The sequence below is a fragment of the Micromonospora sp. KC723 genome (assembly GCF_004348595.1).
GTDB lineage: Bacteria > Actinomycetota > Actinomycetes > Mycobacteriales > Micromonosporaceae > Micromonospora.
The window spans coordinates 1-18,891 of the sequence record NZ_SMKD01000113.1; the positions used below are offsets into that span (position 1 = coordinate 1).

Genomic DNA, 18,891 nt, shown 5'->3' on the forward strand with positions numbered 1-18,891 from the left:
CACCGGCGTCCCCCACCCGCCGGTGCGCCACGGCGAACGCCGTCCGGCCGGTCCGCACGGCTCCCCCGCCATCCGCCGCGCCAGGCCCGACCGTCCACGGTGCACCGCCTCGGCCGCAGCGCAGCCCGGCCACTCTCCGTCGCCGCCACCGGCCGACCTGAGCACGCGGCGCACGCCCCGCTCCTAGCAGATCGAAGGCGACTCCGGGAGGTCATCCACAGGCCGCCCCGTCCTCCACAGCGGACGGGTTGTCCGTGTTCCACCGGTCGCCCCGTCGGCATGCTGGCGGCATGCGACAACAGGTGCGGCGTGCGACCACATGGTGTGCGGCCCTACTGGCCCTCGGGGCGTCGGCAGCGCCGGTGACGGTCGGCGCGGTGACGCCGGCGGCCACCGCCGACCCCCGGCACCGCCCGGTGTTCCGGTGGCCGGTCGACGGCACACCACGCCCGGTACGCCACTTCGACCCGCCACCGCAGCCGTGGCGGGCCGGCCACCGCGGGGTGGACCTGGCGGCCGCGCCCGGATCCACGGTACGGGCGGCCGGGCCCGGGACGGTCCTCTTCGCGGGCCCGGTCGCCGGCCGACCCGTGATCACCGTCGGGCACGGGGCGGGCCTGCGGACCACCTACGAGCCGGTACGACCCGACGTACGCCCCGGCGACGCGGTGCCGGCCGGTGCGCCGCTCGGCGTCCTGCTGGCCGGGCACGCCGGCTGCCCGGTGGCGGGCTGCCTGCACTGGGGGCTCCGTCGCGACGCCGAGTACCTCGACCCCCTGGCGTTGCTGAGGCTCGGCCCCGTCCGGCTGCTGCCCGTCGACGCGGACCCGGTGTCGGGCCCGTACCCGGCCGCCGGGACACGGCCGGCCTCGCGCGTCCCGTCGTTCACTCCCGGATGGTCGGTCGCGCCAGGGTGGGGCGACCGGCCCCGGGCGACCGGCTGCCGGTGCGGGCACCGCCGGGCGCGAACCAGGTCAGCCCCGGGCGAGCAGCGCGGGCAGGCGGGTGGCCAGCCGCTCGTACTCGTCGGGAGAGTTGTAGACCTGGCCGCAGAGCCTTAGCCAGCCCTGGCCCCGCCAGCCGGCCACCGACACCTCCGTCGCGAGCCGCTCGGCGATCCGGGCCTGCAGCGCGCGGGCGGCGTCGGTGGTGGTGGCGACGCCCGGAGGCAGCGGGACGAGCCGCATGGCGACCGCCGGCCCACCCGGGTCCGGCAGGTCGGCCGGCGCGACCCCGAGCGCGGCACCCACCACCTGCTGCCCGTACGCGGCGAGCGCGGCATTGTGCGCACGTACCCGGTCCAACCCGAGGCTGCGCAGCGTGAAGAGCCCGGCCGGGGCGCTCAGCCAGCTCGTGTAGTCCAGCGTCGCCTGCCACTCGACGTTGTGGGGGAAACCGGCGTCCTGTTCCCAGGAGACGACCAGGGGTTCGATCCGTTCCCGCCACGGCGGCGCGACCACCAGCACGGCGGTGCCGCGCGGCGCGTACCCCCACTTGTGCAGGTTCCCCACCCAGAAGTCGGCACCGACGGCCGCCACGTCGACCGGGACCATGCCCGGCGCGTGGGCGCCGTCCACGAGCACCGGCACGCCCCGCTCCCGGGCCACCCCGACGACGGCCGCGACCGGAAAGAGCCGGGCGGTGGGCGAGGTGATCTGGTCGATGACGAACAACCGGGTCCGGCCCGGGCGCAGCCCGTCCCGGACGATCTCGACGATCTCCTCGTCGGTGGCGGACAGCGGCACCCGTAGCACCCGGGTGCCCGCACCGGTCCGGCGGCACTCACGGGCGATGGACAGGTCGACCGCCCCGTACCCGTGGTCGGTGGTGAGCACCTCGTCGCCGGGGTGCAGACCGATCGACTGGAGCACGACGGCAGCGCCGGTGGTGGCGTTGCCGACCAGCGCCGTGCCGTCCGGGTCGGCACCGAGGAAGGCGGCCACGTGCCGGCGGGTGTGGGTGATCCGGTCGACCAGCCCCTGGGTGAAGAATCGCGGCGGGTTGGCCTCCATCTCGTCGCGCAGCCGCTGCTGGGCTCGCTGTACGGTGAGCGGCACCGCGCCGAACGCCCCGTGGTTGAGGTGGCTGACCGCCGGGTCGAGAGCGAAGAGCAGTCGGGCCCCGGGGATCGGCTCGGCCGGCCGCACGACGGTCACCTGGTGATCATAACCGCACCTGCGGTCCGGTCAGGTGTGGTCGGACGGGTCAGGCCCGGGGGTGGGCCTGCCGGTACGCCGCCCGCAGCCGCTCCACCGAGACGTGGGTGTAGATCTGGGTGCTGCCGAGCGAGGAGTGCCCCAGCAGTTCCTGCACCGCCCGCAGGTCCGCGCCGCCCTCCAACAGGTGCGTCGCCGCCGAGTGGCGCAGGTCGTGCGGGCTGACCCGAGGCAACCCGAGTTCGTCGGCGTACCCGGCGACGATCCGCCGCGCGGTGGTCGGGTTCAGCCGCCCGCCCCGGGCACCGAGCAGCAGGGCGTCCCCGGATCCCGGCCCCGCCAGCTCCGGGCGGCCGGACCGCAGCCAGTCGTCGATCGCCCGCTGCGCCGGCACCCCGTAGGGCACGGACCGCTCCCGGCCACCCTTGCCGAACACGCGCACCACCCGCCGGTCGTGGTCGACGTCGGTGACGTCCAATCCGCACGCCTCGCTGATCCGCACACCGGTGCCGTAGAGCAGTTCCAACAGGATCCGGTCGCGCAGGCGCACCGCCTCGCCGGCTGGTCGGTTCGCCTTGCCGGCGGCGTGGATCGTCTCCTCAGCGGGGTGAGCCGTTGCGGTACGGTCGGCTCCGCCGGCCACGCGGGCCGGCGCCTCGACGAGGGCGGCGGCCTGGTCGGCGCGGAGCACCGTAGGCAGCTCCCGGCGGGCCTGCGGACTGGCCAGCGCGACGGCCACATCCGTGGGGAGCAACCCGCCGCGGTGCGCCCAGGCACTGAAGGTTCGGGCCGTGGCCGCCCGCCTCGCCAGCGAGGGACGTGCCGCGCCCCGCGTCCGCTGCTGGGCCAGCCAGCTGCGCAGGACGGCCAGGTCCAGGTCTGCCGGCGTGGCGCGACCCATCCGGACGGCGTGGTCGAGGAGGGAGACCAGATCGGCCACGTAGGCGCGCACCGTGTGCGCGGAACGGTTGCGCACCCGAACCAGGTGGTCGGCGAAGTCGTCCACCGCCTCCCGCATGGCCGGTGGCAGGGCCTGGTGCGTGGTCCGGGTACCGCCGTGGCTCATCGCGGCCCCCGGGGCACGGTCCGCCGGTCGGGCCCGCCGGCTGTGGTCGCCCGCCGGTCGGGCCCTCGCGGCCTGGTCGCCCGCCGTCTGGCGCGGGTCGGCCCGGTCGCCACCCACGGCTGTCGTCGCGGGACCGTTCGGTCGTCCGGGAGCACCGACCCAGCCTACGGCCGGTGCCCCGCCGGTGCCGACCCGACGGCCTCGCCGAGGGCCGGCGGTGGCCGTCCCACCTGGTTCGCCGAGGGCCGGCGGTGGCCGTCCTATCTGGCTCGCCGAGGGCCGGCGGTGGCCGTCCCACCTGGTTCGCCGAGGGCCGGCGGCGGTGGTCCCCGGCGGTCGGGGCGAGCCGGCGGCCCGGTGAGACGCGGGCGGAGCCACGCCGCCCGGGGTGGCGCGGACGGGGCGACCGGAGCGCGGGGACGGTCACGAACATCAACCCGCCCGGCCAACTGGTGTGGGCGGTGAGCGGGCACCCCAACCCCCCGCTCCGAGGCGGACCGACCGGTTCATCCCGCCGCCCGCCCGGGGGGACCCGGCGGGGGAGGCTGCCCGGCCGGGGCTCCGACGGGTCGCGCCGCGGTGCCAGGTGCCGGTGACGGGGCCACCGCGTATCCGCCGTCCCGGCGGACCACCAGCGACAGCTCCTCCAACAGGGAGAGCTTCCGCAGCGCCGTCCGCAGGTCCACCCCGGCGCGGGCCGCCAGGGCATCGACACCGAGCGAGCCGCGTCGCGGCAACGACTCCAGCACCAGGGCCGCCTCGTCGTCCAGCCGATCAATGGGGCGTTCGGCGCCGCGCGCCGGAGGGGCCAGGTCCTCACCGATCCGGCCCACCTCCTCCAGCACGTGCGCCACCCCGGTCACCAGCCGGGCCTCCCGGTGCTCGCGCAGCAGCTCGTGCGCGCCGACCGACATCGCCGAGGTCACCGGCCCCGGGACGACCATCGCGGGCCGGCGCATGGCCAGCGCCCGGTGCAGCGTCTGCGCGGCCCCGCTGCGGGCCGCCGCCTCCACCAGGACCGTCCCCCGGGTGACCGCGGCGATCACCCGGTTGCGGATCAGGAAGCGCGGGCGCAGCGGGTCGGCTCCGGGCATCCACTCGCTCACCAGCAGCCCCGTCTCGGCGATCCGGTCGAACAACGCCGCGTTGCCCATCGGGTAGGGACGGTCCACCCCGCAGGCGAGCACCGCCACGGTCACCCCACCGGCCGTCAACGCGCCCCGGTGCGCGGCCGCGTCGATGCCGAACGCGCCGCCGGAGACCACGGTCCAGTCCCGGTCGGCGAGCCCGTACCCGATCTCGGTGGCGACGTGGACGCCGTACCCGGTGGCGGCGCGGGCGCCGACCACCGCGACCGAGCGGGCCAGTGCCTCGCCGAGCGGCCAGCCGCCGCGTACCCAGAAGCAGAGCGGCGGGGCGGTCTCCAGGTCGACCCGCCGGTTGACGCCGCCCAGGACCAGCTGGCGCAGGTCGTCGAGGTGGGCCGGCCACTCGTCGTCCTCCGGGGTCACTATCCGGGCACCGACCCGTTCGGTCCGGGCGAGGGCGTCGGCGGCGACCGCCCTGGGATCTCCCGCCGGCTGGCGGGCCGCCACCGTCTCGCGCAACCGCCGGTCCGGCGCTCCGCCGTCGAGCAGCAGGTCCAGCGCGGCCACCGGGCCGAGCTGTTGGACCAGCCGGTGGACCGACCAGGTGCCCGGTTCGGTGAGCCAGGTCAACGCGACCCGGGCCAGCAGCCGCTCCTCTCGGGTGCTCATGTCCCTTCCCCCGTTCTCAGTTGGATGGCCTCTAAGACGTCCTCGCGCCCCGGCCGGTCCCGGCCGTCCAGGTCGGCGATCGTCCAGGCCAGGCGGGTGATCCGGTCGAACCCCCGGGCGGAGACCGAGCCGGAGTCGAGCCGGGCGCGCAACTCGGCGGTGTCCCGGGCGGGCAGCCGCCACGGCGGCCGGCGCAGGTACGGGCCGGGGATCTCGGCGTTGAGCCGGCGGCCCGTCGGCTCCCACCGGGCCGCCGCCGCCCGCCGCGCCGCCGCCACCCGGGCCGAGACGTCGGCCGACGACTCACCGGCGCGGGTGGCCTCCATCAGCTCCGCCGCCCGGACCGGCAGCAGCCTCACCTGAAGGTCGATGCGGTCGAGCAGCGGCCCGGAGAGCCGGCCCAGGTAGCGCCGCCGGGCCAGCGGGCTGCACTCGCAGTACGCGTCGCCGGCGGGCTTGGCACAGGGACAGGGGTTCGCGGCCAGCACCAGCTGGGTGCGGGCCGGGTACTCGGTGTCGCCCCGGCTGCGCGCGAGCTGGACCCGACCGTGCTCCAGCGGTTGCCGCAGCGCCTCCAGGGCGCCCTTGCTGAACTCGGGCGCCTCGTCGAGGAAGAGCACGCCCTGGTGGGCCAGGGAGACCGCGCCCGGCCGGGCCAGCCCGCTGCCACCGCCGACCAGTGCCGGGACGGTCGCGGTGTGGTGCGGCGCCTGGAACGGCGGGCGCCGTAACAGCCGTCCGCCGGGTGGGAGCAGCCCCGCGATCGAGTGCAGCGCGGTGACCTCCAGCGCCGCGTCGTCGTCCAGCTCCGGCAGGATCGACGGCAGCCGCTCGGCCAGCATGGTCTTGCCCGCGCCGGGCGGCCCGAGCAGCGCCAGGTGGTGCCCGCCGGCGGCGGCCACCTCCAGCGCCCGCCGGCCCAGCCCCTGACCGGCCACGTCGGCCAGATCCGGGCCACCGGGACCGCACCGGGGCGGATCGGTCGGCGGGGTCAGCAGCGGACTGCCGTCGCGGACGTACGCGACCAGCCGGTGCAGCGTGTCGACGGCCCGGACCCGGACGCCGGGGATGACCGCCGCCTCCCCGGCGTTCCCCAATGGGACGACGACCCGGTGGTGCCCGGCCCGGGTCGCCGCCGCGACCATCGGCAGCACCCCGCGCACCGGACGGACCGTCCCGTCCAGGCCCAGCTCGCCGAGCACCACCACCCCGTCCAGCGGGGCGAGGGGCAGTTCCCCTGAGCCGCCGAGCACGGCCGCCGCGATGGCCAGATCGAACGCCGAGCCGTACTTGGGCAGGGTCGCGGGCAGCAGGTTGAGCGTGATGCGCCGGTTGGGCCAGCGCTGCCCGGAGTTCACGATGGCGGCGCGGACCCGGTCGCGGGCCTCGTGTAGGGCGGTGTCGGGCAGCCCGGAGATGGCCACCGCGGGCAGCCCCGGCGCCAGGTCGGCCTCCACCTCGACCAGGTGCCCGGTCACCCCGACCAGCCCCACGCAGAGCACCTTGGCGTAACTCACCGTGCCTCTCCCCGCGTGGCCGGACCAGGGCGGACCGGCCGGTGCCGCGCGCCCGGCCGGCCCATCAGAACGCGCCCCTGACGTGCTCGACCAGCGCCGGACCGGCGGCCGGCAGGCGGACCGCCAGCACGTCGAAGCGCACCTCGTCGGCGCGCACCCCGCTCTCGGCCAGCCACCGGGCCGCCAGGCCGCGCAACCGCCGGGCCTTGCGCGGTACGACGGCCTCGGCCGGGGTGCCGTAGTCGTCGCTCCGTCGGGTCTTCACCTCGCAGAAGGCGAGCACCGGGCCGTCCCAGGCGATGATGTCGATCTCGCCGTCCGGGCAGCGCCAGTTGCGGGCGACCGGGCGCAGGCCCGCTCCGATGAGGTGGCGCAGCGCACACCGCTCGCCGTACGCGCCGACCGCCTGGTTCCGCTTCGTCATGCCGCCGAGGGTGCGGTGTGAACGGGACACCGTGCCGCCCGGAGCGTGGGGGCTGTGGACGGCGGGACAGCCTGTGGAAGGCTTCCTGATCATGCGCACGGTGTGCTATCGGCAGTTCGCCGCACCCGGCGGCCCGACGACGGGACAGGGGCGTACACTGGGCGACTGGCGACCGCCTCGCGCGGTCGACCTCGCGCGCCCTCTCCACGGTTCCGTGGGGCGACGGTCTCCCTGGTCCCGATCCCGGTCGGGCCCATCACGGCCGGCGACCGGGCGCCAGGACGCCCGGCCGCCGGCCGGGCGGGACAACCAGGGACCAGAGGGAGTACCCCACCATGGCCGTCGTGACCATGCGTCAGCTGCTGGAGAGCGGTGTCCACTTCGGGCACCAGACCCGGCGCTGGAACCCGAAGATGAAGCGCTTCATCTTCACCGAGCGCAACGGTATCTACATCATCGACCTGCGCCAGACCCTCGACTACATCGAGAAGGCGTACGACTTCGTGCGCAACACCGTCGCCGAGGGCGGCAGCATTCTCTTCGTCGGCACCAAGAAGCAGGCCCAGGAGGCCATCGCCGAGCAGGCGACCCGGGTCGGCCAGCCGTACGTCAACCACCGCTGGCTCGGTGGCATGCTGACCAACTTCCAGACGGTGTACAAGCGGCTGCAGCGGATGAAGGAGCTGGAGGCCCTGGGTGACCTGAGCGGCACCGCCGCCGGTTACACCAAGAAGGAGACCCTGCAGCTGTTCCGTGAGAAGACCAAGCTCACCAAGACCCTCGGTGGCCTGCGCGACATGCAGAAGCTCCCGGCCGCGATCTGGGTGATCGACACCAAGAAGGAGCACATCGCCGTCGACGAGGCCCGTAAGCTGGGCATCCCGGTGATCGCCGTGCTCGACACCAACTGTGACCCGGACGAGGTCGACTTCCCGATCCCGGGCAACGACGACGCGATCCGCTCGGCCGAGCTGCTGACCAGGGTGGTCGCCGCGGCCGTCGCCGACGGCCTGATCGCGCGGTCCGGCCGCCGCCGGGGCGCCGACGAGAAGCCCGAGGCGGGCCAGGTCGGCGCCGACGAGCCGCTGGCCGAGTGGGAGCGCGAGCTGCTCGAGGAGCCGAAGAAGGCCGACGAGCAGGCGCCGGTCGAGCAGGCGCCGGTGGAGCAGGCGCCGGTCGAGCAGCCGGCGACCGCCGCCGCGGAGTGACCGCACCGTCGCGTCCCCGCCGTCCGGTTCGCCGGGCGGCGGGGAGCGGCGGGTACGCCGGACACATCCGGCCCGGATCCGGGTGACCGGCACCCAGACCATCCCACCGCAGTTCCGACACGACACCGAAGAGAGAGTCATGTCCAACTTCACCGCCGCGGACGTCAAGAAGCTCCGCGACCTCACCGGCGCCGGCATGATGGACTGCAAGAAGGCGCTGACCGAGGCCGAGGGCGACTTCGACAAGGCCGTCGAGATCCTGCGCGTCAAGGGCGCCAAGGACGTCGGCAAGCGGGCCGGCCGCACCGCCGCCAACGGCCTCGTCGCGCATGCCGGCCACGCGCTGCTCGAGCTCAACTGCGAGACCGACTTCGTGGCCAAGAACGAGGCCTTCATCGCGCTGGCCCAGCAGTTGGTCGAGCACGGCGAGCGCAGCGGCGTGAGCAACGCCGAGGAGCTGCTCGCCTCCGAGCTCGACGGCCGGACGGTGGCCGACCTAGTCCAGGAGCAGTCCGCCAAGATCGGCGAGAAGCTGGTGCTCAACCGCTTCGCCAAGCTCGACGGCACCACCGCCGTCTACCTGCACCGCAAGAGCCAGGACCTGCCCCCGGCGGTCGGCGTGCTGGTGCAGTACACGGGCACCGCTGGCGCGAGCGCCGGCCAGGCAGCCGGCGACGAGGCGTCTGACTCGGACGCCCGTGGCGTCGCCATGCAGATCGCCGCGATGCGGCCGAAGTACCTCACCCGGGACGAGGTGCCGGCCGAGGTCGTCGAGTCCGAGCGGCGCATCGCCGAGCAGACCGCCCGCGAGGAGAACAAGCCCGAGGCGGCGCTGCCGAAGATCGTCGAGGGCCGGGTCAACGCCTTCTTCAAGGACTACGTCCTTCTCGAGCAGGCGTCGGTCGCCGACAACAAGAAGACCGTGAAGCAGGTGCTGGCCGAGGCCGGCATCGAGGTGACCCGCTTCCTGCGGTTCGAGGTCGGCCAGGCCTGATCCGCCGGACCGGGCGCTGGCGCGTCCGTGGGCAGGAACGTCGACGAGGAGGCCGCAGGTGTACGTGACAGGCACCGCGGCCTCCTCGTCACATAGGGTCGGCAACGGCAGTTGAGCGGTACGCGGCGCGCGGGACGTGCGCCCGGGGAAGGGCGGGGCGGATGACGCAGGTTGTGAGTGACCGGAGCCTGGAGGCGAACGATCCGACGGCGCCGCCCCCGGGGCGGGCCCGCCGGGTCGTGCTGAAGCTTTCCGGTGAGGTCTTCGGCGGCGGCGCGATCGGTGTCGACCCGGACGTCGTGCAGGCCATCGCCCGGCAGATCGCCACCGTCGTCCGGCGTGGCGTACAGGTCTCCGTCGTCGTCGGCGGCGGCAACTTCTTCCGTGGCGCCGAGTTGCAGAAGCGCGGCATGGACCGGGCGCGGGCCGACTACATGGGCATGCTCGGAACCGTGATGAACTGCCTGGCCCTCCAGGACTTCCTGGAGAAGGAGGGCATCGAGACCCGGGTGCAGAGCGCGATCACGATGGCCCAGGTCGCCGAGCCGTACATTCCGCTGCGCGCCATCCGGCACCTGGAGAAGGGCCGCGTGGTGATCTTCGGGGCGGGCGCCGGCATGCCGTACTTCTCCACCGACACCGTCGCCGCGCAGCGCGCGCTGGAGATCCGCGCCGACGTGGTGCTGATGAGCAAGAACGGGGTGGACGGCGTCTACACGGCCGATCCCCGGGTCGACTCCACCGCCAGCAAGTTCGACTCGATCACCTTCTCGGAGGTGCTGCGCCGCAACCTGCGGGTGGCCGACGCCGCCGCGTTCAGCCTCTGCATGGAGAACGGCCTGCCGATGCTGGTCTTCGGCGCGCAGGGCGACGACACGATCATCCGCGCGGTCGGTGGCGACAAGATCGGTACGCTGATCACCGCCTGAACGACCCTGCCGGCCCCACCGTGGCGGTCCTGCGACGGGCCGCCGCCACAGCCCACGACGAGCGACAGAAGGAGGCGAGGAGACCGGTGATCGACGACACCCTCCTCGAGGCCGAGGAGAAGATGGAGCGTGCCATCGAGCACGCCAAGGAGGAGTTCGGCGGGATCCGTACCGGTCGCGCCAACGCCGCCATGTTCTCCCGGATCATGATCGACTACTACGGCAGCCCGACGCCGCTGCCGCAGATGGCCTCCATCGCGGTTCCCGAGCCGCGCATGGTGATCATCAAGCCGTACGACAACTCGCAGCTCAACGCCATGGAGAAGGCGATCCGCGACTCCGACCTCGGCGTGAACCCGAACAACGAGGGCAACCAGCTACGCATCCTGCTCCCGCAGATGACCGAGGAGCGCCGCCGCGAGATGATCAAGGTGGTTCGGCACAAGGGTGAGGAGGCCAAGGTGGCCGTCCGCAACATCCGCCGCAAGGGCAAGGAAGAGCTGGACCGGCTGGTCAAGGACGGCGAGGTCGGCGAGGACGAGGGGCGGCGCGCCGAGAAGGAGCTGGACGACCTCACCCAGCGTTACGTCGGCACCGTCGACGAGCTGGTCAAGCACAAGGAAGCGGAGTTGCTCGAGGTCTGAGTCCCGCCCGTACCCGTGGCACCGGTGTGCCGCCGCCCGTTCGAGGCGGTGGACGCCGGTGTCGCTGTCGTTGCGCCCGGCCGCTGTGCACGACGTGGCTCTCCGTTCGCGTCGAGTCGGCCCTCCCGCGGCCGGGACACCACGGTCCGCCGCGACCGGAGCGGATCGTTGCGGCGACGGCGGGTGGGGTTCGGTGGTCGGCGTGGCCCGAGCCGGCCATCGTCCACCCTGTGCGGGGGAGCCGTGCAGTAGGCTCGGCACGATTCCCGACCACCACGCGGTGAACGCCGGGGATCGGCCGGTCGTCGCGTCGGCCAATCGGACGGAACACCTCACGTGTGTAGGGGATGGCCTTGGTTTTGCGTCATGTGGTGGAACTCGTACCGTCGCCGTTCGGTGCGTGATGTCCCACCTCGACCCCTACGGCACCGAGCCCCGCGGCTGGGACCGGCCGGAGCGCCCGTCGGCGCTGCCCTGGCCGGAGCGGGACGCCGACCCCCGGAGCCGGCAGTCCGCCTCCGAGCTGTACGCCGGGCCGCAGGCCCGCCGCCGGACGCAGGAGCGACGCCTCGACGGTCCGGACGCCGGCCCGTACGAGCCGTCCCGGGACGACCGGGGCGTGCCGTACGGCCCGCGCGACGGCCGTCCCGTCCCGCCTCCCGGGGGGATGCGTGACCGTGCCCGGGGTGGCGGCCACGGCGACGACCCCTCCGGGTCGCCGGCCGGCGCGCTGAGCACCGGGCCCGTAGGGCGTCCGTACACGGGTGGTGGCCCGGCTCGGCCGTCACCCGACGACACGCCGACCTCGCAGCTCGCCCCGGTCCGTGACGACGACGCGTCGACGGTTCAGATCCCGCCGGTGACGGCGGAGGCCGACGAGGAGCCGAGGCGCCAGCCCGCGAGGCGGTCGCCCGGGAAACGTCGGGCCTCGGCGGAACGGCCGCCGACGCAGCCCGCCGCCAGCCGGGCCGGACGCAACCTCCCGGCGGCCATCGGGGTGGGCCTCGCCCTCGGCGCGTTGATCCTCGTACCCCTCTTCTCCTACCGTCCCGCGTTCCTGGTCGTGGTGGCCGCGGCGGTCGGTGTCGGCATCTGGGAGATGGTCCGCGCGGTACGCCGCAGCGACGCCCACCCGCCGCTGGTGCCGCTGGTCGCCGGTGGTGTGCTCACGGTGGTGCTGGCCTGGTTCGCCGGCCCGGACGCGCTCAGCCTCGGGCTGCTGGTCACCGTGCTCGGCACGATGATCTGGCGGCTCGGCGACGGCCCGGCGGGCTTCCAGCGGGACATCACGGCGGCCACCCTGATCGCGGTGTACGTGCCCTTCCTCGGCGGGTTCGCGGCGCTGCTCGCGGCGGTCCCCGCCGACGGGCACCTGCGGGTGCTGGTGACCGTGGTCGCGGTGGTGCTCTCCGACACCGGCGGGTACGCCGCCGGGGTCGCCTTCGGCAGGCACCCGATGGCGCCGTCGATCAGCCCGAAGAAGTCCTGGGAGGGCTTCGCCGGCTCGGTGACCGCGGCGGCGGCCGGCAGCGCGGTGCTGGTCTGGCAGCTCCTCGACGTCTCGCCGTGGTGGGGTGCGCTGTTCGGGCTCGCGGTCTCCGGCGCGGCGGTCCTCGGTGACCTGGCCGAGTCCATGATCAAGCGTGACCTGGGTGTGAAGGACATGAGCACTCTGCTTCCCGGGCACGGCGGCCTGATGGACCGGCTGGACTCGATCCTCTTCGCCGTTCCCACCGCCTACCTGCTGTTGGCGGTCTTCGTGCCGGTGGTGGGCTGAGGGATGAATCATGCCCGGCTGTCTGTCCGGCCCGCCCGGCCGCTGCCGATTCGGCACGTTTGGACGGGTGAGTTGGCCGAACGGCGTGACAGACTGGACCGGCCATGACGAGCCTGCCTGTGATCCCCGTAGACCCCGACGCTCCCGGCCGCCGGCCCGCGATGCCTCCCCGCCACCTCGCCGACCTGGACCTGTCCGGGCGGCAGGCGCTGGTGGCGGAGTTGGGTGAGCCGGCCTTCCGCGCCAAGCAGGTCTCCCACCACTACTTCGGACGGCTGGTGCGCGATCCGGAGCAGATGACGGACCTGCCGGCGGCGACCCGGGAGCGGATCGCCGCCGGGCTGCTGCCCACCCTGCTCCATCCGGTGCGCGAGCTGGCCTGCGACGACGGGGCCACCCGCAAGGCGCTGTGGCGGCTGCACGACGGCGCGCTGGTGGAGAGCGTGCTGATGGGCTACCCGGATCGGGTGACCGTCTGCATCTCCAGCCAGGCCGGCTGCGGCATGGCCTGTCCGTTCTGCGCGACCGGCCAGGCCGGGTTGACCCGGAACCTCTCCACCGCGGAGATCGTCGACCAGGCCGTCTACCTGGCCGGTGTCGCCGCCTCGGGCGTGGTGGCGGGCGCGCCGCCGCGGCTGTCGCACGTCGTGTTCATGGGGATGGGCGAGCCGTTGGCCAACTACTCGCGGGTGGTCGGCGCGATCCGCCGGCTGGTCGCGCCGGCTCCGGAGGGGCTCGGGCTGTCCCAGCGGCACATCACCGTTTCCACGGTCGGGCTGGTTCCGGCCATCCGCCGACTGGCCAGCGAAGACCTCTCAGTGACCCTTGCGCTGTCGCTGCACGCGCCCGATGATGATCTGCGCGACGAACTCGTGCCGGTCAACCAGCGCTGGAAGGTAGCCGAAGTGCTGGACGCAGCGTGGGACTACGCGGCCCGGACAGGGCGCCGCGTGTCGATCGAGTACGCAATGATCAAGGACGTGAACGACCAGCCGTGGCGGGCGGACCTGCTCGGCCGGTTGTTGGCCGGCAGGTTGGCCCACGTGAACCTCATCCCGCTCAACCCGACACCGGGCAGCCGTTGGGACGCCAGCCCGAAGCCGGTCGAGCGGGAGTTCGTCCGGCGGCTGCGGGACGCCGGGGTGTCCACGACGGTGCGGGACACCCGGGGGCGCGAGATCGACGGCGCGTGCGGGCAGCTGGCTGCCGCCGAGGACAGGGACACCGACGCGCCGCGCGGGCGTGACCGGGCGTAGCGGTACGAGACCAGGAGACATAGTGGCGAGTCAGGGTCAGCGTTTCCGGCGCAAAGCGCTCCGCCGGGGCTACAAGGTCGACGAGGTGGACGCCTTCCTGGACCGGGTCGAGGCGACACTCGCCGGCCAGCCGGTGGGCGCGCCCGTGGCCTCCCAGGAGGTCCATGACGTCGTCTTCCGGGTCCGCTTCAACGGCTACGACGAGTGGCAGGTGGACCTGCACCTGGACCGGGTGGAGCGGCAGCTGGCCGAGCTGGAGGAGCGCGGTGGCCTGGGCGGTCGCAGCGGCGACCCGCGCGCGTCGGTTGAGCGTGTCGGCCCGCCGATGCGCGACGACCACCGGGGGGTCCCGCCGGTCCCGCAGCCGATGCCGCCGCGCGCGATGCCGGCGCAGCCCGGCCCGACCGACCGTTACGGCAACCGGTACGACGAGCCGACCGGCGCCTTCGCCGGTGGTTACGACGCCCCGCGGGGGGGCGGTTACGACGCGCCGCGCGGCCCGGCCGGTCCCGGTGGCCAGCTCGGGCCGGGCGTTCCGACGGGGCCGGGTGGTCAGCTGGGGCCGGGCGGCCCGATGGGTCCCGGTGGGCCGGGGGGCCACGGTGGCCTGCCGCAGCGTGGCCTGCCACCCGGCCAGGGCGGGTACGGCCAGGACGAGCCGCGGTTCGACGGTTTCGAGGCCGGTCGGCACGGTCGCGCCGACATGACCGCCGAGATCCGGATGTCCGAGCGGGAGCTGCGCGATCTGCGTGGCCGTGGCCCCGTCGGGCCGCCCCCCGTGCCGCAGCAGGGGCTCGGTGGCCCGCCGCCGGCCGGTCCGCCCATGGCGGGTCCGCCCATGGCGGGTCCGCCGATGGCCGGCCCACCGATGGCCGGCCCGCCCGGCAGCGACCTCTACCGGGTGGACCAGATCCGGCGCAGTTTCCAGGTGCGGCGTTTCGGCAGCGGGTACGACCCGGACCAGGTCGACCGCTTCTTCGAGGCGCTGCTCGGTGGGATGCAGGGCCGCAACCCGATGCCGGTGAACCCACGGGACCTGGACACTCTTCGTTTCGGGCTGGTCCCGGGCGGCTACTTCGAGGCCGAGGTCGACGCCGCCCTCAAGGACGTACAGGACATCCTGCTCGGCCGCTGACCGGCCGGCCGACGTGACGAGGGCCCGCTGCCCGGCCGGGGGCGGGCCCTCGCGTCGTCCGTCGCCGCGGGGAGGGCCCGGAAACCGGCGCCCGACGGTGTGGTGTCAGGAACGCAGGCCGTTGCGGCGCAGCACCGCGTCGCCCACGACGATCGCCAACAGCAGCGCGGCCAGGCCGATCAGCCAGATGTCCTCGACCTTGCCCTCGTGGTTGCCGCAGAGCATCGCCAGCAGCGCCAGCGCGGTGAGCACCGCACCGATGCGTCCGGACCTGCGGTGCCCGGGCTTGTGCTGATCTGGCGCGGTTACCGGCTCGCTTCCTGCCACTGTCGGTCCTTCCCTCGCGATCGGATCTCCGAGTAGTCTGGCACGCCCCGCGCCGGACCCGGTGCGGGGTACGCCCTGATCGGGGTCCCGCGCACCGGGACGCGGGTGCAGCGCTCCGGTCCGGGTGGGCGGACCGGCACTACCGGCGTCGCGGGACGACGACCGCACCGCCTCCGGTAGCGTTTTCGGCGTACGCCTTGATTGCCTTTGCGAGGGGGACTGCGGTGCGAGTGACCGGTACGGGACATGCCAGCATGCGGATCGACACGGCCGCGGGCAGCATCCTGTGCGACCCGTGGGTCAATCCCGCCTACTTCGCCTCCTGGTTCCCCTTCCCGGACAACTCCCTGCTCGACTGGGAGACCCTGGGGCAGGTCGACTACCTGTACGTCTCGCACCTGCACCGGGACCACTTCGACGCCGCGCACCTGAGGCGGTACGTGTCGAAGGACGCCACCGTCCTGCTGCCCGAGTTCCCCACCTCGGAGATGGAGGACGAGCTGCGGGAGCTGGGCTTCACGAAGTTCCTCAAGGCGCCGAACGAGCAGGTCGTCGAACTCGACGGCGGCCTGAAGATCATGATCCAGGCGTTGACCAGCCCGACCGACGGCCCGATCGGTGACTCCTCGCTCTGGGTGGAGTACGACGGGGTGCGGCTGCTCAACCAGAACGACGCCCGCCCGAGTGACCTCGGCGTCTTCGCCGAGCTGGGCCACGTGCACGCGCACATGTTGCAGTTCTCCGGCGCGATCTGGTACCCGATGGTGTACGAGCTGCCGCAGGCGGCGAAGACCGCGTTCGGCAAGCAGAAGCGGGACCGGCAGTTCGACCGCACCTGGCGCTACATCGACGACCTGAGGGCCGACCACGTCTTCCCCATCGCCGGCCCGCCCTGCTTTCTCGACGACGCGCTGTGGCAGTTCAACGACATCCACGGCGACGAGGGCAACATCTTCCCCGACCAGTCGGTGTTCCTCTCCGAGTACGCCAAGGTCGGCGGCACCAACGGGGTCGTGCTGCTGCCCGGCAGCGTCGCCGAGATCACCACGGAGTCCTGCCAGACCACCCACCCGGTGCCGGTCGAGGAGTTCTTCGCCAACAAGACCGCCCACCTGGAGGAGATGCGGGAGCGCAAGCGGCCGGTCATCAAGGCGGAGAAGGCGTCCTGGCGGCACCCCGAGGTGGACGTGCTCGGTGAGATGAAGCGCCGGATCGAGCCACTGCTGGACGAGTCGATCTACCTGGCCAAGGGGGTCGGCGGCCCGGTCCGCTTCGACCTGGTGGGCACCGACGACTCGGGCGGGGAGACCATCGAATCCATCGTGGTGGACTTCCCCGGCAAGGAGGTCCGCCCGTACGCCGACGAGAAGGTGCGCTACCGGTTCCGTACCGAGCGGGCGCTGGTCGAGCACCTGCTGTACACCGGCGAGGTGGACTGGGTGAACTCGCTCTTCCTGTCCTGCCGCTTCTCGGCGGCCCGGATCGGCCAGTACAACGAGTTCGTCTACGCCTTCTTCAAGTGCCTCTCCACCGAGCGCCTCCAGTACGCGGAGGGCTGGTACGACGAGCACGAGCGGGTCAGCGACGCGGAGGACATCACCCTCGGCGACTGGGTGGTGCAACGGCGCTGCCCGCACCTGAAGGCCGACCTGACCCGGTTCGGCATCGTCGAGGGCGACCAGCTCACCTGCCAGCTGCACGGTTGGAAGTTCGACCTGTCCAGCGGCCGGTGCCTGACCAGCGTCGGCCACAAGATCCGCGCCCACCGCGCCGACGCGAACACCCCGGCCGGCTGACGGGAGGTCAGCGGCCCAGGTCGGCGAGGATCCGCTTGGCGACGTTGTGGCCGGCGGCGCCGATGACGCTGCCGGCCGGGTGGCAGCCGGCGCTGCCCGCGTACACGCCGTCGACGCCGGTGGCGTACGGCATCCGGTCGGTGAACGACACGGTGTTGTCGACGTGGTGGATGTGCCCGCCGGTGATGCCGAAGTGCGCCTCGATGCCGGGCGGGGGCAGCGGCACCGCGTCGGCGATCAGGCCGGCGGTGCCGGGGGCGTACCGTTCGCAGATGTCGACCAGCCGGGAGACGTACCCGGGTAGTGCCTCGTCCCAGGTGGTGCCGGCCAGTTCGTAGGGGACCGACTGGACGAAGAGCGCCGACGAGTGGTGCCCGGCGTCGTCGGCCAGCGACGGGTCGACGGTGGTGTGCAGGTACCACTCGATGGTCGGTTCCGCCGGCAGCCGGCCCGCCCGCACGTCCGCCCACATCGCGCGCAGCGCCGCCATCGGCGCCACGCCGCCGCCGTCGACCAGCGAGGACGAGCCGGGCAGCAGATGGATGGTGGAACCGAACGGGCTCGGCGCGTCCGCCGGCAGGCAGGAGAACCGGGGCAGCCCGGTCAGTGCCAGGTTGAGCTTGAGGGTGGTGCCGGGGCGGCGGACCGCCGCCATGCGCGCGCCGAGTGGCGCCGGGAGCGCGCCGTCGGGCAGCAGCCCGATCAGCCGGTACGGGTCGCAGGCCCCCACCACCACGGTGGTGGCCACCTGCCGGCCGTCGGCGAGCACGACCCCGCTGGCCGCCCCGGCGTCGAGGGTGATCGCGGTGACCGGCGTGCCGGTGCGGATGCGGGCCCCGGCGGTGCGGGCGGCCTCGGCGAAGGTCCGTGACACGGTGCCCATGCCGCCCTCCGCGATCATCCAGGTCCCGTCCGAGCCGGGCAGCCGGCACATGTTGTGCACCAGGAAGTTGTGCCCGGTACCGGGGTCGTCCGGGCCGGCGTTGACACCGGACAGCCCGTCGGTTACGGCGTACATGCTGACCAGCAGCTCGGAGCGGAACTCGAAGCGGGCCAGGTGATCGGCGACCGAGCCGCGGACCAGGTCGACGAAGACCTGCCGCAGGGCGGGGCGGACGTAACGTTCGGCGGTCTCCCGCACCGGCAGCGGCTCGGCCAGCCAGGCCGGCGCCAGGTCCGCGCGGAGCGCGGCCAGTTCGGCCTGGAGGGCGTCGTCGGCGGCCACGTCGGCGGGGGAGAACATCTGGGCGAGCTGCCGCCGGGTGGCCGCGGTGTCGCTGCCGAAGAGCAGGTACGGCGCGCCGGGCCCGCCCGGGGTGGGCAGGAAGTAGTGCGGGTCGCGGCGCAGCACCGGGATGCGGACGTCGAGCGTGGCGAGCAGTTCCGGTGGCATCAGTCCGAGCAGGTACGACCCGGTGGAGTGGCGCAGCCCGGGCACCTTCGGGAACGGGTTCTCGGTGCGGGTGGCCCCGCCGAGCACGTCGGCGGCCTCCAGTACCAGCACCGTCAACCCGGCGCGGGCCAGCAGGATCGCGCAGACCAGCCCGTTGTGGCCGGCGCCGACGACCACGGCGTCGGCGCGGGCCGGCAGGTCACTCGCTTCGCTCATGCCCGGCCAGCCTAGTGCCGCCGGGCTCCGCGCGGGAGGTGTTCGCGGCGGGAGGCGATGGTCCACTCGACCTGCGCCGGATCGTGGCGACCGCCGCCGGGGACACCGCACGACGGCGCAGCCGGAGAACCCTTCCATCCGCCCGCCGCGACACGGCGCAGGCGAAACGGCCCGTACCCGGCCCGGCGTGCCGGACGCCGACGGGCTTGCGATAGTTGACGGCGGTCACTGCGTGGCCGGGTCGACGGCCTGCGGCCGTGACGGTCGACGAGGGGAGCGGGGATGTTCGGCTGGTG

General features: G+C 73.9%; 15 protein-coding genes and 2 pseudogenes. 9 read left to right on the plus strand and 8 right to left on the minus strand.

The features are described from left to right. The first annotated feature begins 290 nt into the window (after positions 1–290). Complete coding sequence (locus tag E1165_RS21710; RefSeq protein ID WP_132393624.1) at positions 291–1,061, plus strand: murein hydrolase activator EnvC; 771 nt, start codon at positions 291–293, stop codon at positions 1,059–1,061. Here the strand turns inward: E1165_RS21710 and E1165_RS21715 are convergent. The 6 genes and pseudogenes from E1165_RS21715 to E1165_RS21735 form a co-directional block, all read right to left on the minus strand. Beyond that, positions 975–2,156, minus strand: coding sequence for an aminotransferase class V-fold PLP-dependent enzyme (locus E1165_RS21715; RefSeq protein ID WP_132393625.1), 1,182 nt, complete (start codon positions 2,154–2,156; stop codon positions 975–977). The two genes, E1165_RS21710 and E1165_RS21715, sit on opposite strands and share 87 nt — an antisense overlap. Before the next feature lie 49 nt (positions 2,157–2,205). Then, positions 2,206–2,706, minus strand: a pseudogene (locus E1165_RS30810) (tyrosine-type recombinase/integrase); the annotation flags it as partial. 104 nt (positions 2,707–2,810) lie between these two features. Continuing rightward, a pseudogene (locus E1165_RS30815) lies at positions 2,811–3,222 on the minus strand (site-specific integrase); the annotation flags it as partial. 506 nt (positions 3,223–3,728) lie between these two features. Next, the gene (locus tag E1165_RS21725) at positions 3,729–4,979 is read right to left on the minus strand and encodes a DNA-processing protein DprA (protein WP_132393627.1); all 1,251 of its coding nucleotides are present in this window, start codon (positions 4,977–4,979) and stop codon (positions 3,729–3,731) included. After that, entirely contained in the window at positions 4,976–6,496 is a 1,521-nt protein-coding gene (locus tag E1165_RS21730; RefSeq protein WP_132393628.1) for a YifB family Mg chelatase-like AAA ATPase, read from the minus strand. The genes E1165_RS21725 and E1165_RS21730 overlap by 4 nt, the downstream gene beginning before the upstream one ends. 64 nt (positions 6,497–6,560) lie before the next feature. After that, positions 6,561–6,920: a YraN family protein gene (locus E1165_RS21735; protein WP_132393629.1), complete on the minus strand. Its 360-nt coding sequence runs from the start codon at positions 6,918–6,920 to the stop codon at positions 6,561–6,563. A gap of 335 nt (positions 6,921–7,255) precedes the next feature. On the opposite strand from E1165_RS21735, the gene rpsB reads away from it, so the two are divergent. The 7 genes from rpsB to E1165_RS21770 all read left to right on the plus strand — a co-directional run bounded on the left by rpsB (position 7,256) and on the right by E1165_RS21770 (position 14,863). Further along, a complete protein-coding gene (gene rpsB / locus E1165_RS21740; protein ID WP_132393630.1) occupies positions 7,256–8,128 on the plus strand; it encodes a 30S ribosomal protein S2 in 873 nt (290 codons plus the stop codon). Between the two features lie 139 nt (positions 8,129–8,267). Next, positions 8,268–9,122 carry a translation elongation factor Ts gene (tsf, locus tag E1165_RS21745; protein WP_132393631.1) on the plus strand — a complete coding sequence of 285 codons (855 nt, stop codon included), beginning with the start codon at positions 8,268–8,270 and terminating at the stop codon, positions 9,120–9,122. 161 nt (positions 9,123–9,283) lie between these two features. Continuing rightward, positions 9,284–10,051, plus strand: coding sequence for a UMP kinase (gene pyrH, locus E1165_RS21750; RefSeq protein ID WP_132393632.1), 768 nt, complete (start codon positions 9,284–9,286; stop codon positions 10,049–10,051). A gap of 86 nt (positions 10,052–10,137) precedes the next feature. After that, positions 10,138–10,695 carry a ribosome recycling factor gene (gene frr / locus E1165_RS21755; RefSeq protein WP_132393633.1) on the plus strand — a complete coding sequence of 186 codons (558 nt, stop codon included), beginning with the start codon at positions 10,138–10,140 and terminating at the stop codon, positions 10,693–10,695. 403 nt (positions 10,696–11,098) lie between these two features. Then, complete coding sequence (locus E1165_RS21760; protein ID WP_132393634.1) at positions 11,099–12,472, plus strand: phosphatidate cytidylyltransferase; 1,374 nt, start codon at positions 11,099–11,101, stop codon at positions 12,470–12,472. A gap of 104 nt (positions 12,473–12,576) precedes the next feature. After that, the gene (gene rlmN, locus E1165_RS21765; RefSeq protein WP_132393635.1) at positions 12,577–13,728 is read left to right on the plus strand and encodes a 23S rRNA (adenine(2503)-C(2))-methyltransferase RlmN; all 1,152 of its coding nucleotides are present in this window, start codon (positions 12,577–12,579) and stop codon (positions 13,726–13,728) included. 22 nt (positions 13,729–13,750) lie between these two features. Continuing rightward, positions 13,751–14,863 (plus strand): DivIVA domain-containing protein, encoded by a 1,113-nt coding sequence (locus E1165_RS21770; protein ID WP_132393636.1) that lies wholly within the window; start codon positions 13,751–13,753, stop codon positions 14,861–14,863. Positions 14,864–14,968: 105 nt separating this feature from the next. On the opposite strand, the gene E1165_RS21775 is transcribed toward E1165_RS21770, so the two are convergent. After that, positions 14,969–15,190: a DUF2631 domain-containing protein gene (locus E1165_RS21775; protein ID WP_132393637.1), complete on the minus strand. Its 222-nt coding sequence runs from the start codon at positions 15,188–15,190 to the stop codon at positions 14,969–14,971. A gap of 224 nt (positions 15,191–15,414) precedes the next feature. Between E1165_RS21775 and E1165_RS21780 the strand changes: the two genes are divergently transcribed. Next, a complete protein-coding gene (locus tag E1165_RS21780) occupies positions 15,415–16,986 on the plus strand; it encodes a Rieske 2Fe-2S domain-containing protein (RefSeq protein ID WP_132393638.1) in 1,572 nt (523 codons plus the stop codon). A gap of 7 nt (positions 16,987–16,993) precedes the next feature. Here the strand turns inward: E1165_RS21780 and E1165_RS21785 are convergent, their stop codons facing one another. Further along, on the minus strand, positions 16,994–18,595 hold the full coding sequence (locus E1165_RS21785) for an NAD(P)/FAD-dependent oxidoreductase (protein WP_132393639.1): 1,602 nt from the start codon (positions 18,593–18,595) through the stop codon (positions 16,994–16,996). Positions 18,596–18,891: the final 296 nt, after the last annotated feature.

What these genes read in the sequence shown, in the direction of transcription:
- E1165_RS21735 (WP_132393629.1), bottom strand. Translation starts at nt 6,920, where the DNA reads ATGACGAAGCGGAACCAGGCGGTCGGCGCGTACGGCGAGCGGTGTGCG.
- pyrH (WP_132393632.1), top strand. Translation starts at nt 9,284, where the DNA reads ATGACGCAGGTTGTGAGTGACCGGAGCCTGGAGGCGAACGATCCGACG.
- rpsB (WP_132393630.1), top strand. Translation starts at nt 7,256, where the DNA reads ATGGCCGTCGTGACCATGCGTCAGCTGCTGGAGAGCGGTGTCCACTTC.
- E1165_RS21725 (WP_132393627.1), bottom strand. Translation starts at nt 4,979, where the DNA reads ATGAGCACCCGAGAGGAGCGGCTGCTGGCCCGGGTCGCGTTGACCTGG.
- E1165_RS21760 (WP_132393634.1), top strand. Translation starts at nt 11,099, where the DNA reads ATGTCCCACCTCGACCCCTACGGCACCGAGCCCCGCGGCTGGGACCGG.
- E1165_RS21785 (WP_132393639.1), bottom strand. Translation starts at nt 18,595, where the DNA reads ATGAGCGAAGCGAGTGACCTGCCGGCCCGCGCCGACGCCGTGGTCGTC.
- rlmN (WP_132393635.1), top strand. Translation starts at nt 12,577, where the DNA reads ATGACGAGCCTGCCTGTGATCCCCGTAGACCCCGACGCTCCCGGCCGC.
- tsf (WP_132393631.1), top strand. Translation starts at nt 8,268, where the DNA reads ATGTCCAACTTCACCGCCGCGGACGTCAAGAAGCTCCGCGACCTCACC.
- E1165_RS21710 (WP_132393624.1), top strand. Translation starts at nt 291, where the DNA reads ATGCGACAACAGGTGCGGCGTGCGACCACATGGTGTGCGGCCCTACTG.